This is a genomic window from Albimonas donghaensis (genome assembly GCF_900106695.1).
GTDB lineage: Bacteria > Pseudomonadota > Alphaproteobacteria > Rhodobacterales > Rhodobacteraceae > Albimonas > Albimonas donghaensis.
The window spans coordinates 783,002-797,305 of record NZ_FNMZ01000001.1 but is presented as its reverse complement, the minus strand read 5'-3'; the positions used below and the strand labels follow the sequence as shown (position 1 = coordinate 797,305).

The window sequence follows — 14,304 nt, the reverse complement described above, 5'->3', positions numbered from 1 at the left end:
CCCCCGCCAGAGAGAGGCCGGGGCGGCGGCGATTCTGGTTCCCGCGCTCAAAACACCTTCCCCTTGAACAGGCCCGTGGGGCGCGTCACCAGCACGGCGACCAGGATCAGGAAGCTGACCGAGAACTTGTATTCCGTGGACAGCAGTTGCAGCAGCCCCTCCGGCGCCCAGTCCTGCGGGCCGAGATACATGGCGAACTTGCGATAGGCGTAGGTCACCATGACCTCCGAGAAGGCCACGATGTAAGCCCCGACCACCGCGCCCTTGGGAGAGCCGATGCCGCCCAGGATCGCGGCGGCGAAGATCGGCAGCAGAAGCTGGAAATAGGTGAAGGGCTTGAAGGATTTGTCGAGCCCGTAGAGCACGCCGGCCAGCGTCGCCAGCACCGCCGCGATCACCCAGGTCCAGCGCACCACCCGCGCCGGGTCCACGCCCGACAGCAGCGCCAGGTCCTCGTTGTCGGAATAGGCGCGCATGGCCTTGCCCATCTTGGTCCGCTCCAGAAAGCGGAACAGCGCCACCATGACGATCAGCGCCGCCACCACCGTCAACGCCTGCGTGGTGCGGATCGCCAGCCCCTCGGACAGGCCCGACCAGTCGCGGAACTCGCCGACCTTGAACAGGAACCGCCCCCCGTCGGCGAAGCGCTGGTCATCGGGCCCTATGATGATGCGCACCAGCCCGTTGAGCACGAACATGACCCCGACCGAAGCGATGAAGAACACGACCGGCTTCGCGCGTTGCTTGCGGTAGAAGGCGAACACCGCCTTGTCCGCGCTCAGCGCCGCCAGCACCGCGGCGGCGGCCCCGAAGGGCAGCGCCAGCAGCGCGGTGGGCAGCACGCCCAGGCTCACCCCCATCGCCTGCAGCCCCCAGGTGGCGAGGATCGTGACCATGGTCCCGAACGCCATCAGGTCGCCATGGGCGAAGAAGGCGAAGCGCAGCACGCCGAAGATCAGCGTCACCCCCAGCGCCCCCAGCGCCAGTTGCGACCCGTAGGCCAGCGCCGGCACGCCGACGAAGTTCATGAACAGCACGAGCGCGTTGAGGATGTCGGTCATCGCCTCAGCCCCCCAGGAAGGATCGGCGGACCTCCGGGTCGGCCATCAGATCGGCCCCCGTGCCCTCGTAGCGGTTTTCGCCCTGCGCCAGCACATAGCCGCGATCGGCGATGTTGAGCGCCTGGCGGGCGTTTTGCTCGACCATCAGGATGGCCGGGCCGGTGGCGGCGATGTCGAGGATCTTGTCGAACAGCTCGTCCATCACGATCGGAGAGACCCCCGCCGTGGGCTCGTCCAGCATCAGCGCCTCGGGCCGGGTCATCAGCGCGCGCCCCACGGCGACCTGCTGGCGCTGGCCCCCGGACAGCTCGCCCGCGGGCTGGCGGCGCTTTTCCTTCAGGATCGGGAACAGGGAGAACACCATCTCCATGGTCTCCGACACGTCGTCCTCGCGCAGGAAGCCGCCCATCTCCAGGTTCTCCTCCACCGACATGGAGGCGAAGACGTTGCCGGTCTGGGGCACGAAGCCCATGCCCGCCTTGACCCGGTCCTGCGGAGACAGCGCGGTGATGTCCGCGCCGCGCAGGGTCACGCGCCCCTCGCGCAGGGGCATCATGCCGAACAGCGCCTTCATGGCGGTGGACTTGCCCGCGCCGTTGGGGCCGACGATCACCACGATCTCGCCGGCATGGGCCTCGATATTCACGCCATGCAGGATGTCGGCGCCGCCATAGCCGCCGATCATGCCGCGCCCCGACAGGAGGGGGCCGCCCGTGTCCTGCCCGCTCATGCCCGGCGCTCCCGCCCGGGACGGGATTTCAGGCCGCGGCCCAGATAGGCCTCGATCACCCGCTCGTCGTTCTTCACGGTCTCGGCCGAGCCCTCGACCAGCACCCTGCCCTCGGCCATCACGATCACCGGATCGCAGAGCCGGCCGATGAAATCCATGTCGTGCTCGATCATGCAGAAAGTGTAGCCGCGTTCCCGGTTCAGGCGCAGGATCGCGTCGCCGATGGTGTTGAGCAGCGTGCGGTTCACCCCGGCGCCGACCTCGTCCAGGAACACCATCCGCGCCTCGGTCATCATGGTGCGGCCCAGTTCCAGCAGCTTCTTCTGCCCGCCCGAGAGGTTGCCCGCCAGCTCATCCGCCACGTGGCCGATCTGGAGAAAGTCGATGACCTCTTCCGCGCGGGCGCGGTTGGCGGCCTCCTCCTCACGGATGCGGGCGGGACGGATCCAGGCGTTCCAGATGCGCTCCCCCGACTGGTCGGGGGGCACGGCCATCAGGTTCTCCCGCACGGTGAGCGAGGAGAATTCATGGGCGATCTGGAAGGTCCGCAGCACCCCGCGGGAGAACAGGACATGCGGCGGCAGGCCGGTGATGTCCTCGCCCGCCAGCGTCACCCGGCCCGCATCGGGGGCGAAGGCGCCGGCGATGGTGTTGAACAGCGTGGTCTTGCCCGCGCCGTTGGGACCGATCAGCCCGGTGATCGCGCCCTCGCGCAGATGCAGGCTGACATCGTCGACGGCGGTCACGCCCCCGAAGGTCTTGGTCAGATGCTCGACTCGGATCAAGCGCGGAGGCTCCGGCGTTCAGGGGGCTGTGGGATGGCGATCGACGCGCGGCATAAACGAAAAACGGCCCGGCGCAAGGGTTGCGCCGGGCCGCGAAGGCGCGTGGGTCAGCGGAAGGTCACGGTCTCGTAGGCGCCGTCCTTGACCTCGTATTCGCGATAGGTGCCGGCGGCCTCGCCCGGGCCGATCAGCTCCACGTTGGTGGCGCCGACATAATCGACGTCGCCGCCATCCGCGAGGATCTTGAGCGCCTTGCCCAGCTCGCCCGGCAGGATCTTCTCGCCCGGCGCGTTGGCCACATCCAGCACCTTGGCCTTGAACTCCGCCGGATCGGCCGAGCCCGCGGCCTGGATCGCCAGCGCGATCAGGGCGGCGGCGTCGTAGCTCTCACGGCGGAAGGAGCCGTCGGGATCCACGCCCGAATCCTCGGCCAGCTTCACGAAGGCGTCGGCGCCCTCGCCCTCGGACCACGGCACCGAGCCGACGGTCCCGTTCAGGTCGGAGCCGATGGCGTCGATCAGGCTCTCGGCGAACATGCCGTCGCCCAGCGCGAACTTCTCGAAGCCGCCGGTGTCGACCGCGGCGCGGATGACGCCCACGCCGCCCTGGTCGGCATAGCCCAGCACCGCCAGCCACTCGGCGCCCGAGGCCGACAGCGCCGCGACCTCGGCCGAATAGTCGGCCTTGCCGTCCTCATGCGCGGCGGAGATCAGGACCGCGCCGCCCTTGGCCTCGAAGGCCGCCTGGAAGCTGTCGGACAGGCCCTTGCCATAGTCGTTGTTGGTGTAGGTGACCGCGATCTCGGTCACGCCCCGGTCCGCGAGAATGGAGGCGAGCACCTCGCCCTGGCGGGCGTCGGAGGGGGCGGTGCGGAAGAACAGCCCCTGGTCCTCGATGTCGGTCAGCGCCGGAGAGGTCGCCGAGGGCGAGATCATCACCAGCCCGTTGGGCACGGCGACGTTGTTGAGCGTGGCGATGGTCACGCCCGAGCAGTCGGCGCCCATGATCGCGGCGACGCCCTCGGAGGTCACCAGCCGCTCGGCGGCGGCGGTGGCGGCGGCGGCGTCGACGCAGGTCGAATCCGCCCGCACGCCGGTAAGCGTGGCGCCGCCCAGCACGCCGCCCGCGGCGTTGACCTCGGACATGGCCAGTTCGGCGCTGTCGGCCATGCCGGGGGTCAGCGACTCGATGGGCCCGGTATAGCCCAGCAGCACGCCGATCTTGATCTCGTCGGCCCTGGCTGCGGTGGCGGCGGCGGCGAGCCCCAGCGCCATGGCGGCGGAGGCGAGAAGGGTTCGTCTCATGGTCGTCTCCCTGTCGGTCCGAGTCGCCGCCGGGGACATGCGCGCCGATCCGCCTCGATGGGAGAGGCCCCGCGAGGCCATGGGCCCCGGGATGGATGGCGCGGCCGCCCGCCCGGCGCGACCCGATCTATCCGTGTCCGCTGACGCCCGGCCTGTCAATCGCGCGCGCGGCGTGCAAGAGTGCGTCGGAGCCCGTCATGGCCCGCGATCCGCGTCGCCCCGGCGCGGCCCCCGCCCGGTCCCCGCGCCGCCCCCGCGCTCTCGACACGGGGTGGACCGCCCCCTGCCGGCGCCGGGTGAAAACAGCGGTCTCCGGGTCCGCGTGGCGGAACGAGACTGGGTTTCCTTATCAATCAGATTCCCTTACTGTCTCCCCATGATAAGCATGATCACAGATCAGCGGAGGGAGCACAGATGAACCGACCGAACAGCGCGATGTCGCCGTCGGCCGCAGGCGAGGGGGACGCCCCCGCCTACAGCGCGCCGACCGCGGACGACGCCAGCGTGAACGTGCGTTCGCTCGGCTTCCTGATGCAGGACACCGCCCGGCTTCTGCGCTCCGAATTCGGCAAGCGCGTGGCGCAGGCCGGGCTGGAGCTGACCACCGGCGAGGCCCGGGCCCTGGTCCACGCCGTCGCCGCCGCCGGCGCGCGCCAGACCGAGATCGCCGAGCGCATGGGCGTCGAGCCGATGACCCTGTGCGGCTATGTCGACCGGCTGGAGAAGCGGGGCCTCGTGTCGCGCCAGCCGCATCCGGACGACAAGCGCGCCAAGCGGATCATGCCCACTCCGGACGCCGAGGCCGCGATCGGCACGATCATGCCGATGGCCCGGCACACGATCAACAAGGCGCTCGAAGGCCTGTCGGAGGCCGACGTGCTGGCTTTCCGCCGGGTGCTGGAGCATCTGCACGACAATCTCGCCGACGCCCGCCGCGACGGCTGATCCCCCGCGCCCTCGGGCGGAGGGCGCGACGGGATCGCGACCTGCGGGCCGAAGCAGGCGACGAAAAAGGCCGGGACGCATGTCCCGGCCTTTTTCATGCGGCGGTCCCACCGCCGCCGCCCTGCGCGGGCCCGGCGGCCGGCGGCTCAGTCGCCGAACCGGCGCAGGGTCTCGGCGACCATCTCGGACTGGATCATCCAGATCATCGCCCAGGGCAGCGTCATCATCGCCATCAGGTTGCGCATCCCCTGCCCCGAGACATGCCCGGCCGAGAACCCGAATACGTCGGCGCGCGGCGCCTCGCGCCCCGGCTGCGTGCGTTCGTCCATCCTGTCATCCCCCGGATCGCTTCGGAAATCGAACCTGTCAGCCGAATAACTTGTGGCAGGTTTCCAGAGCGTCAACCAGGACGTCGACTTCCTCGCGCGTGTTGTAGAGCCCGAAGGACGCCCGGCAGGTGGCCGAAACCCCCAGATGCTCCATCAACGGCTGGGCGCAATGGTGCCCGGCGCGCACCGCCACGCCCTTGCGGTCCACGACCGTGGAGATGTCGTGCGGATGCCCCGCCCCCTCCAGCGTGAAGGAGAAGATCGCCCCCTTGCCCGGCGCGTTCCCCTGGATGTCGAGCCAATTGAGCCCGCCCAGCTTCGCCTGCGCGTAGTCGCGCAGATCGGCCTCATGGGCGGCGATGTTCTCCATCCCCAGGCCCTGCATGTATTCGACGGCCGCGCCCAGCCCGATCATCTGCACGATGCCCGGCGTGCCGGCCTCGAACTTGTGGGGGGCGTCGTTATAGGTCACCACGTCGCGCCCGACCTCGCGGATCATGTCGCCGCCGCCCATGAAGGGGCGCATCTCGGCATAGCGCTCGGCCCGGACATAAAGCGCGCCGGAGGCCGACGGGCCGTAGAGCTTGTGCCCGGTCACCGCGTAGAAATCGCAGCCGATATCGGCCACGTTCACCGGCATGTGCACCGCCGACTGGGAGCCGTCGATCATCGTGGCGATCCCGCGCGCGCGGGCGGCCTCGCAGATGGTCTTCACGTCCACCACCGTGCCCAGCACGTTGGACATGTGCGTGACCGCGACCAGCCGGGTCCTCGGCCCCATCGCGTCGATCACCGCCTGCGGGTCGAGGGAGCCGTCCGCCGCCGTCTCCACCCATTTCAGCACGACGCCCTGACGCTCGCGCAGGAAATGCCACGGCACGATGTTGGCGTGATGCTCCATGACCGAGAGCACGATCTCGTCCCCCGCCTCCAGCCGCGGGGCGGCCCAGCCGTAGCTCACCAGATTGAAGGCCTGGGTGGAGCCGGTGGTGAACAGGATCTCCTCCTCCTTCGCCGCGCCCAGGAAGCCGCGCAGCGTCTCGCGCACCGCCTCGTAACGGTCGGTCGCGAGGTTGGAGAGGTAGTGCAGCCCCCGATGCACGTTGGCGTATTCATGGGCGTAGGCGCGGGTCACGGCGTCGATCACCGCCTGCGGCTTCTGGGCCGAGGCGCCGTTGTCCAGGTAGACCAGCGGCTTGCCGTTCACCTCGCGCGAGAGAATGGGGAAATCCTCGCGCACCTTCATCACGTCGTACATCGGAGCTCTCCCAAAGGGCGGAGACGGGGTCAGGCCCGGATCAAACGGGCGCCGGCCCCAGCGAGAAGGCGGCGACCAGGATCATGGTCAGCATCCCCAGCGCCAGGAAACCGGCGACCGAGGCCGCAACCACGCCGCCCATGCGCTTGAAGCCGTGGGCCTCGGCCACGAAGGCGGCGAACATCCAGATCGACACGCCCAGCGACAGGGGAATCAGCAGGAACAGCCCCCCCGGCCCCTCGCCCGTGGTCATGTCGCCCATGGAGGAGGCGCCGATCAGGTTGGCCGGCGCGAGGAAGGCGGTGGCGAGATAGTGCCAGCCGATCACCTGCGCCATCTGCTGGGGCGAGGCCCGGCCGCCGAACCGCTTGCCGATGGCGAAGGCGCCCGCGGTCAGGGCGGCGAACAGCACGAATTGCAGGGCCAGTTCGCTGAGCCGGGCGCCGAGCGCCGCGAACCCCGCGACATCCCCCGCGATCAGTCCCGCGGCGACGCCGAAACAGGACTGAACCAGGAAGGACAGCACCACCATAAGCGCGCAGTCGGACATGGAAGGATCGGCCGCCAGGATGCGGCGGGCCGACTGACGGGGGACCGTGTAGGCCTCCGCCAGGTTCTGCAAGAAGGCGCGGATCATGCGCGGCGCTCTCCGGCGTCGGACGCGCGCCGCGCGGCCCGCGCCCCGTGCGCGCGCCGGAACGCCGTCAGGCGGAGAGATAGACGGCCAGAACGCTCAACGCCACCGTCCCCGCGCTCAACGCCAGGAAGGGCCACGAGGTTTTGACCCAGCCATGCGCCGCGGCCAGCCCCGCCGAGATGAACCACAGGAACGGCACCAGCCCCACGTAATAGGTCGGCAGCGCCAGAATCGGATCGCCGAGCGCCGGGATCGACCGCTCGCCCAGGCTGAGCCCCACGGTCAGGGACGCCGCCAGCAGCCCGAACGGGGCCGAAACCAGCGTGCCCCAGAAAATCGCGATGCGCGTGTCCTTCCAGCTTCCCGATCCGCCGACGAGCGCGCAGAGCGCATAGGCCCCGGCCGCGAAGACGTAGAGCACGGCGGTGCGCATCAGGAAGGCGATCACCATATAGGCGCCCATCTCCAGCGGCATCTGCCCCTGGGCCGCCGCGGTGGGCGCGAGCACGGTCTTCATGGTCCAGGACAGGAAGAACACCATGTCCGAGATCACGACGTAGAACAGCAGGCGCCCCTCCGACGGGGCCTCGGCGATCAGCCGCTTCGTGGAGGCGCGCATGTCGCGCCAGCCTTCGAGCACCCGCTCCCCCAGTGACGGAGGAAGATCCTCGTCCAGTCTCGACCCGGTAACATACGCCATACGCCTGCACTCCACTCGCAATCCGGGAGAGGATAGGGGAGGATGAAGCGAATGTGAACAAGATGTTTCGCGGAAGGAGGTTCGGGGTCATACCGCGCCTCCGAGCGACAGCAGCGCCCCCACCGCCACGGCGAGCGCGAAGCCCGGCCAGGCCCGGCGGAAGCCATGCGCCTCGGCCAGGCCGCCGCACCAGAACCACAGCGCCACGGCGCCCGCCGCCAGGCCCGCGGCCCCGGGCGGAATCGCCGTCAGCCCGGCGGCGCCGCGCCAGGCCTCGACGACCGCGGCCAGCAGGTAGACCGGCGTGGCGGCGAAGGAGGCCCAGAACACCACATGCCGCGTGGCCTTCCAGCCGCCGGTCCCGCCCACGGCGCGCAGGACGATCCGCAGCAGCGCCGCGACGCCGTAAAGGAACAGCGGCGCGAAGAACACCGAGGCGACGATGGCGCCCGCCACCTGCCCCGCCGCGTCCTCGCCCCCGAACTTCTCCGGGTCGCCGGCCGCGGTCACCAGACCCTGAACCATGCAGGCCCCGACCCCGTAGGCGAGGATCCGGCTCTCGGGCGCGTCCGAGGCCAGCTCCCGCGCCGCCGAGGCCCGCGGGCCGGCCCGGTAGGCCTCGGCCATGCGGGCGATCAGGCCGCGCGGAGGGCTGGCCTCCGCACGGCCGGACGCCGCGCCTTCAGGGGCCGAGGGGGCCGTCACGCGCCGGCCTTCACCCAGGCGGCGGTCTGCTCGCGCAGGATCTCGGCCAGGTCCTCGTCCTCGATCTCCTCGATCGCTTCGCCGAGGAAGGACAGGACCAGCAGCGACTCGGCCTCCCGCTTGGGGATGCCGCGGGCGCGCAGGTAGTAGAGCGCGTTCTCGTCCGCCGCCCCGCAGGTCGACCCATGCGAGCAGATCACGTCGTCGGCGTAGATCTCCAGCTCCGGCTTGGCGAGGAACTCGGCGCGCTCGTCCAGCAGCAGACCCTGGGAGATCTGGTAGCCGTCGGTCTTCTGCGCGCCCTCCTTCACCAGGATCTTGCCCTGAAAGACGCCCTTGGCGGTCCCGCGCAGCACCTTCTTGAACACCTGGCGGGATTCGCAGCGCTCCGCGTCATGGATCACGAAGACGGTGTCGTCATGGGTGAAGTCGTCGCCGTCGCCCAGGCAGGCGCCCGCGAGATGCACGGCGGCGTCGTCGCCGGTCAGCTCCACCACCTGCTCGGTGCGGGTCAGCCGGCCGCCGGCGGCGATGGCGAAGGCCTTCAGCGCGCTCTCACGTCCCAGACGGGCGAAGAGCTGCCACACGCCGCGCCGCTCGGCCTCCGGTCCGCTGGCGCGGATCAGGTGCAGGGCGGCGTCGTCGGCCACATCGGCCTCGATCAGCGCGTTGACCCGCGCGCCGGGGCCGCCGTCCTCCAGCACCGTCAGCTCGGCGCCGGGCTCCAGCCGGATCACATGGTGCAGCACCGCGTCGGCGGAGTCGCTCTTGCGCCGGCCGCGCAGCAGGATCGGGCGCGGGGCCTTGCCGGTCACCCGGATGGCGAGCCCCTCGGTGGCCACGGCGGTGTTCAGCGCGGCCAGCGGACGGGTCACCGGAACCTGCCCGTTCGCCTCAAGAACGCCGAACAAGTCCTTGGCCCAGTGGATATCCCTGGACATGGCGTCGGCCAGGGTCGCGATCTCCACGCCCTCCATCCCCTCGGGGGCGGAGACGATGCGGCCATCCTCGATCACCACCTCCAGCGCGTCGACGCCGGCGAAGACCGGGGCGGTCGCCTCGGGCAGCGGCGCGGGGGTCGGCGCGGGGGCGGTCAGCGAGGCGGGGTCGGTCCAGCGCCAGTATTCGTCCCGGCGAACCGGCGCGCCCGAGGCGCGCAGGCGCGACGCCGCGGCGGCGCGGGCGGAAGCGGCCCAGCCGGCCTCTCCCCCAGGGGCCGGATGCGCCGCCAGCAGCGCCTCGGCCATGTCGATCTTGCGAGCGGGAACCGCCATTTACACGGCCTCCTTGAGAAGGTCGGCATAGCCGTTCTTCTCAACTTCCAGGGCGAGCTCGGGACCGCCGGTCTTGATGATCCGGCCATCGGCCATGATGTGCACCACGTCCGGTTTGATATGGTCCAGCAGGCGCTGATAGTGGGTGATGACCAGGAAGCCCCGGCCCGCGTCGCGCAGCGCGTTCACGCCATCGGCGACCAGCTTCATCGCGTCCACGTCGAGACCCGAGTCGGTCTCGTCCAGGATGCACATTTTCGGCGCCAGAACCGCCATCTGGAGGATCTCGTTGCGCTTCTTCTCACCGCCCGAGAAGCCGACGTTGACCGAGCGCTTCAACATCTCCGGGGAGATCTCGAGATCGGCCGCTTTCTCACGGACGAACTTGAGGAATTCGGCGGCCGACATCTCCGCCTCGCCGCGCGCCTTGCGCTGGGCGTTCAGCGCGGTGCGCAGGAAGGTCATGTTGCCGACGCCGGGGATCTCCACCGGATACTGGAAGGCCAGGAACAGACCGGCGGCGGCGCGGTCCTCGGGGTCCATGTCCAGCAGGTCCTCGCCGTCGAGGCTGGCCTCGCCCTCCGTCACCTCGTAGCCGTCGCGGCCCGAGAGCACGTAGCTCAGCGTGGACTTGCCCGAGCCGTTGGGCCCCATGATGGCGTGCACCTTGCCCGCTTCCACGGTCAGGTCGACGCCCTTGAGGATGACCTTGTCCTCTTCCTCAAGCTTCACATGGAGGTTCTTGATCGCAAGCATGTCGTGGCTCCTGTCTCTGCGGCGCGCCGGGCGCGGCCGCGTTGTTCCGGGTCCGGCGCCGTTGCGCCAGTGTCTGAAGTTCGGCGCGCAAGCGCCGGGAATTGTTGGGGGTCAGCCCTGCTCGACCACCACCGCGGTGCCCGAGACCGAGACCATGAGCATGGATCCGTCCTTGCCCACGACCTCATAGTCGATGTCGACGCCGACCACCGCGTTGGCCCCGAGCCGGGCGGCGTTCTCCTCCAGCTCGCGGAAGGCGACCTCGCGGGCGTCGGCGAGCTTGCTCTCATAGGCGCCCGAACGGCCGCCGACGATGTCGGTGATCGAGGCGAAGATATCGCGCACGAAATTCGCGCCCATGATCGCCTCCCCGACCACCACCCCGCGATAGGCGGAGATGCGATGGCCTTCGAGGCTGTTGGTGGTGCTCACGATCATTCCGGCGCCTTTCCGATCCCAGGGGTTCATGCCCGCCTCAGCCCACCGAGCCTTCGAGGGAGATCGCCACCAGGCTCTGCGCCTCCATGGCGAATTCCATCGGCAGGGCCTGCAGGACCTCCTTGCAGAAGCCGTTGACCACCAGCGCCACCGCGTCCTCTTCGGACATGCCGCGCGACCGGCAGTAGAACAGCTGATCGTCGGCGATCTTGGAGGTGGTGGCCTCGTGTTCGACCTTCGAGGAGTGGTTCTTCACCTCGATATACGGAACGGTATGCGCCCCGCACTTGTCGCCGATCAGCAGGCTGTCGCACTGGGTGTAGTTGCGGCTGTCGGTGGCCTTGGGGTGCATCGACACCAGCCCGCGATAGGTGTTTTGCGCCCGGCCCGCCGAAATGCCCTTGGACACGATGCGCGAGCGGGTGTTCTTGCCCAGATGGATCATCTTGGTGCCGGTGTCGGCCTGCTGCATGTTGTTGGCGATGGCGATGGAGTAGAACTCGCCCTGGCTCTCATCGCCGCGCAGGATGCAGGAGGGGTATTTCCAGGTGACGGCCGAGCCCGTCTCCACCTGCGTCCACATCACCTTGGAGCGGTCGCCGCGGCAGTCGGCGCGCTTGGTGACGAAGTTGTAGATGCCGCCCTTGCCCTCGGCGTCGCCGGGGAACCAGTTCTGGACGGTGGAGTATTTCACCTCCGCGTCGTCCAGGGCGACGATCTCCACCACCGCGGCGTGCAGCTGGTTGGTGTCGCGCTTGGGGGCGGTGCAGCCCTCCAGGTAGGACACGTAGGAGCCCTTGTCGGCGATGATCAGCGTCCGCTCGAACTGGCCGGTGTTCTCGGCGTTGATGCGGAAATAGGTCGACAGCTCCATCGGGCAGCGCACGCCCTCGGGGATGTAGACGAAGGACCCGTCCGAGAAGACCGCCGAGTTCAGCGTGGCGTAGAAGTTGTCCGAGGACGGCACGACCGAACCCAGATACTTCTTCACCAGCTCCGGATGCTCCTGCACCGCTTCGGAGATCGAGCAGAAGATGACGCCGGCCTTGGCCAGCTCATCCTTGAAGGTCGTGCCCACGGAGACCGAGTCGAACACCGCGTCAACCGCCACCTTGCGCCCATCCCCGGGGGCGGCGTCGGCGCCCTCGACGCCGGCGAGGATCATCTGCTCGCGCAGCGGAATGCCGAGCTTCTCATAGGTGCGCAGCAGCTCCGGGTCGACCTCGTCCAGCGACTTGGGCTTGGTGGCGAAGGACTTGGGCTGCGCGTAGTAATACTGATCCTGGAAGTCGATCTTGGGGTAGTGGACCATGGCCCATTCGGGCTCGTCCATGCTCAGCCAGCGCTTGTAGGCGGCCAGCCGCCATTCCAGCAGCCATTCCGGCTCGTCCTTCTTGGCCGAGATCAGGCGGACGATGTCCTCCGACAGGCCCTTGGGGGCGTAGTCCATCTCGATGTCGGACGACCAGCCGTGCTTGTATTCCCCGCTCAGCGAGCGGACGGCGTCGACGGTATCCTGCTCCACCCCGTCCTTGGCGACGAGTTCGGGGGCGGTGTGGTCCAGAGCGGCCATGTCGGTCTCCTTGTCGCGCGCGCGCCCCGTTGGGCGGCGCGAAGGGGGTTCAGGCGGCCCGCGCGGTGGCGCGGGCGTGTTTCTCGGCCCAGGCGTCGGCGAAGCCGTCGATCTCGGCCTCCGTCGTCGCGGGCCCGATCGAGACGCGCAGCCCGCAGGCCGCGTCCTCGGGCGAATAACCCAGCGCGGCGAGCACGGTGCTCGGCGCCGTCTTGCCGGACGCGCAGGCGGAGCCGGAGCTGACCGCGTAGCCGGCGAGGTCCATCTGCATGGCCTGCGTCTCGCCCCGCCAGCCGCGGGCGAGGATCAGCGTGGTGTTGGGCAGGCGCGGGGCGCCCCGCCCCACGATCTCGGGCGCATGGGGGAGGCTTTCAAGGCGCCCCTCCAGCCGATCCCGCAGGATGGCGACCCGGTCCCATGCCCCCGCCTCGCGCTCGGCGGCCGCGGCTTCCGCCGCCGCGCCGAAACCGGCGATGCCGGGCAGGTTCTCGGTGCCCGCCCGCCGGCGCGTCTCCTGCCCGCCGCCGGGGGCGAGCACGGCGCCGTCGAGGCTCGCGCCCCGCACGATCAGCGCGCCGACGCCCTTGGGGCCGCCGATCTTGTGGCCCGACAGGATCGCGAAATCCGCGCCGCTGGCGGCGAAGTCGAACTCCGCGCGCCCGACCAGCTGGGTCACGTCGGCCAGCACCCGGGTTCCGGGCGCCGCGGCGGGGATCGGGGTCAGCATCCCGGTCTCGTTGTTGCCCGGGGTCATGGCCAGCACCCGCCCCGGCGCCTCGCCCGTCCGCGCCTGTTCGAGCAGGCAGGGATGCGAACCCGGCTCGACCTCCACCACCCCTTCGGGCAGCTGCGCGAGGATCCCCGCCGCCTCCGTGGCGCCGGAGGCGAAGACCACTTCCTCCGCCGCGCAGCCGACCAGCGCCGCGACCTGCGCCCGCGCGCGCTCCAGCATCGCCCGCGCCGCCCGCCCTTCGGCATGGACCGAGGACGGGTTGCCGCCCAGGTCCAGCGCCGCGAGCGCGGCGGAGCGCGCCTCCGCCCGCAGGGGGGCCGAGGCGTTCCAGTCCAGATAGGCGCGGGGGCGCTTCTGCGAATATGCGCTGGGGCGCGGGCTCATGCGCTGGCGGCGTCCTCGTCCAGAAGCTGCGCGAAATCGGGGACCGCCGGGCACGGCACCATCTTGTCGGCCACCACGTCGGCCAGCGTGGTCCGGCTGAGGAACACGTGGACATGGGCCGAGAGCTGCTCCCACAGGTTATGCGTCAGGCAATGCGCCTGGGAGCCGCCGCAGCCCTTCTCCTTCTCCCCGCCGCAGCCCATGGCGTTGAGCCGTTCGTCGACGGCGGCCATGATCTCGGCGATGGGCACCTCGCTCGGGGCGCGGGCCAGGCGGTAGCCGCCGCCGGGGCCGCGCACGCTCTCCACCAGTCCGGCGCGGCGCAGGCGGGCGAAGAGCTGCTCCAGATAGGCCAGCGAGATGTCCTGACGCTCGGCGATCTCGGACAGCGAGACCAGCGCCTCGCGCGGCTGCAACGCGATGTCGGCCAGCGCGGTCACCGCGTAGCGCCCCTTGGTGCTGAGCTTCATGCCTTCGTCTCCCTCGGTCGCGCGATGCGCCTGCATGGTCCTGATCGGGGGGCTGAGCGGCGGCGCGGTCCCTTCCGCTCCTCCGGCCTCCCGGTGCTGCTTGCTCCGCGCCCGCGCACGCGCGGCCGGCGAAACCCTGGAGCTGCGACCTGCCGAGAGGTCGTGGCGGCCGCCCGAAAGCGGAGACGGAGGACCCTTCGGGACATCCGTTCGTCGCGAAAC

General features: G+C 70.1%; 16 protein-coding genes. 1 reads left to right on the top strand and 15 read right to left on the bottom strand.

Features of this window, described 5'->3' with window-relative positions; all coding sequences use genetic code 11:
- Positions 1 to 47: 47 nt before the first annotated feature.
- From BLV24_RS03305 to BLV24_RS03290, 4 genes are all read right to left on the bottom strand, one after another.
- Positions 48 to 1,061: a branched-chain amino acid ABC transporter permease gene (locus BLV24_RS03305; RefSeq protein WP_092679690.1), complete on the bottom strand. Its 1,014-nt coding sequence runs from the start codon at positions 1,059 to 1,061 to the stop codon at positions 48 to 50.
- 4 nt (positions 1,062 to 1,065) lie between these two features.
- The gene (locus BLV24_RS03300; RefSeq protein WP_092679689.1) at positions 1,066 to 1,791 is read right to left on the bottom strand and encodes an ABC transporter ATP-binding protein; all 726 of its coding nucleotides are present in this window, start codon (positions 1,789 to 1,791) and stop codon (positions 1,066 to 1,068) included.
- On the bottom strand, positions 1,788 to 2,576 hold the full coding sequence (locus BLV24_RS03295; RefSeq protein ID WP_092679688.1) for an ABC transporter ATP-binding protein: 789 nt from the start codon (positions 2,574 to 2,576) through the stop codon (positions 1,788 to 1,790). The genes BLV24_RS03300 and BLV24_RS03295 overlap by 4 nt, the downstream gene beginning before the upstream one ends.
- 107 nt (positions 2,577 to 2,683) lie before the next feature.
- On the bottom strand, positions 2,684 to 3,880 hold the full coding sequence (locus tag BLV24_RS03290; RefSeq protein WP_092679687.1) for an ABC transporter substrate-binding protein: 1,197 nt from the start codon (positions 3,878 to 3,880) through the stop codon (positions 2,684 to 2,686).
- 414 nt (positions 3,881 to 4,294) lie between these two features.
- Between BLV24_RS03290 and BLV24_RS03285 the strand changes: the two genes are divergently transcribed.
- Entirely contained in the window at positions 4,295 to 4,825 is a 531-nt protein-coding gene (locus BLV24_RS03285) for a MarR family winged helix-turn-helix transcriptional regulator (protein WP_218133329.1), read from the top strand.
- Between the two features lie 146 nt (positions 4,826 to 4,971).
- Here the strand turns inward: BLV24_RS03285 and BLV24_RS03280 are convergent, their stop codons facing one another.
- From BLV24_RS03280 to BLV24_RS03230, 11 genes are all read right to left on the bottom strand, one after another.
- Positions 4,972 to 5,154, bottom strand: a complete 183-nt coding sequence (locus BLV24_RS03280) for a hypothetical protein (protein ID WP_092679686.1) — start codon at positions 5,152 to 5,154, stop codon at positions 4,972 to 4,974.
- Positions 5,155 to 5,191: 37 nt separating this feature from the next.
- Positions 5,192 to 6,412 carry a cysteine desulfurase gene (locus BLV24_RS03275; protein ID WP_092679685.1) on the bottom strand — a complete coding sequence of 407 codons (1,221 nt, stop codon included), beginning with the start codon at positions 6,410 to 6,412 and terminating at the stop codon, positions 5,192 to 5,194.
- Positions 6,413 to 6,452: 40 nt separating this feature from the next.
- The gene (locus tag BLV24_RS03270) at positions 6,453 to 7,049 is read right to left on the bottom strand and encodes a YIP1 family protein (protein WP_092679684.1); all 597 of its coding nucleotides are present in this window, start codon (positions 7,047 to 7,049) and stop codon (positions 6,453 to 6,455) included.
- Between the two features lie 67 nt (positions 7,050 to 7,116).
- A complete protein-coding gene (locus BLV24_RS03265) occupies positions 7,117 to 7,749 on the bottom strand; it encodes a hypothetical protein (RefSeq protein ID WP_143040199.1) in 633 nt (210 codons plus the stop codon).
- Positions 7,750 to 7,836: 87 nt separating this feature from the next.
- On the bottom strand, positions 7,837 to 8,376 hold the full coding sequence (locus BLV24_RS03260) for a YIP1 family protein (protein ID WP_092679682.1): 540 nt from the start codon (positions 8,374 to 8,376) through the stop codon (positions 7,837 to 7,839).
- Between the two features lie 74 nt (positions 8,377 to 8,450).
- Complete coding sequence (locus tag BLV24_RS03255) at positions 8,451 to 9,728, bottom strand: SufB/SufD family protein (protein WP_092679681.1); 1,278 nt, start codon at positions 9,726 to 9,728, stop codon at positions 8,451 to 8,453.
- Positions 9,729 to 10,484, bottom strand: a complete 756-nt coding sequence (gene sufC, locus BLV24_RS03250; RefSeq protein WP_092679680.1) for a Fe-S cluster assembly ATPase SufC — start codon at positions 10,482 to 10,484, stop codon at positions 9,729 to 9,731.
- A 111-nt stretch (positions 10,485 to 10,595) separates the two neighbouring features.
- On the bottom strand, positions 10,596 to 10,922 hold the full coding sequence (locus BLV24_RS03245) for a heavy metal-binding domain-containing protein (RefSeq protein WP_092679679.1): 327 nt from the start codon (positions 10,920 to 10,922) through the stop codon (positions 10,596 to 10,598).
- Positions 10,923 to 10,959: 37 nt separating this feature from the next.
- Complete coding sequence (gene sufB / locus BLV24_RS03240) at positions 10,960 to 12,495, bottom strand: Fe-S cluster assembly protein SufB (protein WP_092679678.1); 1,536 nt, start codon at positions 12,493 to 12,495, stop codon at positions 10,960 to 10,962.
- 49 nt (positions 12,496 to 12,544) lie between these two features.
- Complete coding sequence (locus BLV24_RS03235) at positions 12,545 to 13,612, bottom strand: cysteine desulfurase family protein (protein ID WP_092679677.1); 1,068 nt, start codon at positions 13,610 to 13,612, stop codon at positions 12,545 to 12,547.
- The gene (locus tag BLV24_RS03230) at positions 13,609 to 14,082 is read right to left on the bottom strand and encodes an Rrf2 family transcriptional regulator (RefSeq protein ID WP_092679676.1); all 474 of its coding nucleotides are present in this window, start codon (positions 14,080 to 14,082) and stop codon (positions 13,609 to 13,611) included. The genes BLV24_RS03235 and BLV24_RS03230 overlap by 4 nt, the downstream gene beginning before the upstream one ends.
- Positions 14,083 to 14,304 lie beyond the last annotated feature (222 nt).

Coding starts and splice junctions, on each gene's coding strand:
- BLV24_RS03305 (WP_092679690.1), bottom strand. CDS start 1,061: ATGACCGACATCCTCAACGCGCTCGTGCTGTTCATGAACTTCGTCGGC.
- BLV24_RS03300 (WP_092679689.1), bottom strand. CDS start 1,791: ATGAGCGGGCAGGACACGGGCGGCCCCCTCCTGTCGGGGCGCGGCATG.
- BLV24_RS03290 (WP_092679687.1), bottom strand. CDS start 3,880: ATGAGACGAACCCTTCTCGCCTCCGCCGCCATGGCGCTGGGGCTCGCC.
- BLV24_RS03285 (WP_218133329.1), top strand. CDS start 4,295: ATGAACCGACCGAACAGCGCGATGTCGCCGTCGGCCGCAGGCGAGGGG.
- BLV24_RS03280 (WP_092679686.1), bottom strand. CDS start 5,154: ATGGACGAACGCACGCAGCCGGGGCGCGAGGCGCCGCGCGCCGACGTA.
- BLV24_RS03275 (WP_092679685.1), bottom strand. CDS start 6,412: ATGTACGACGTGATGAAGGTGCGCGAGGATTTCCCCATTCTCTCGCGC.
- BLV24_RS03270 (WP_092679684.1), bottom strand. CDS start 7,049: ATGATCCGCGCCTTCTTGCAGAACCTGGCGGAGGCCTACACGGTCCCC.
- BLV24_RS03265 (WP_143040199.1), bottom strand. CDS start 7,749: ATGGCGTATGTTACCGGGTCGAGACTGGACGAGGATCTTCCTCCGTCA.
- BLV24_RS03260 (WP_092679682.1), bottom strand. CDS start 8,376: ATGGCCGAGGCCTACCGGGCCGGCCCGCGGGCCTCGGCGGCGCGGGAG.
- BLV24_RS03255 (WP_092679681.1), bottom strand. CDS start 9,728: ATGGCGGTTCCCGCTCGCAAGATCGACATGGCCGAGGCGCTGCTGGCG.
- sufC (WP_092679680.1), bottom strand. CDS start 10,484: ATGCTTGCGATCAAGAACCTCCATGTGAAGCTTGAGGAAGAGGACAAG.
- BLV24_RS03245 (WP_092679679.1), bottom strand. CDS start 10,922: ATGATCGTGAGCACCACCAACAGCCTCGAAGGCCATCGCATCTCCGCC.
- sufB (WP_092679678.1), bottom strand. CDS start 12,495: ATGGCCGCTCTGGACCACACCGCCCCCGAACTCGTCGCCAAGGACGGG.
- BLV24_RS03235 (WP_092679677.1), bottom strand. CDS start 13,612: ATGAGCCCGCGCCCCAGCGCATATTCGCAGAAGCGCCCCCGCGCCTAT.
- BLV24_RS03230 (WP_092679676.1), bottom strand. CDS start 14,082: ATGAAGCTCAGCACCAAGGGGCGCTACGCGGTGACCGCGCTGGCCGAC.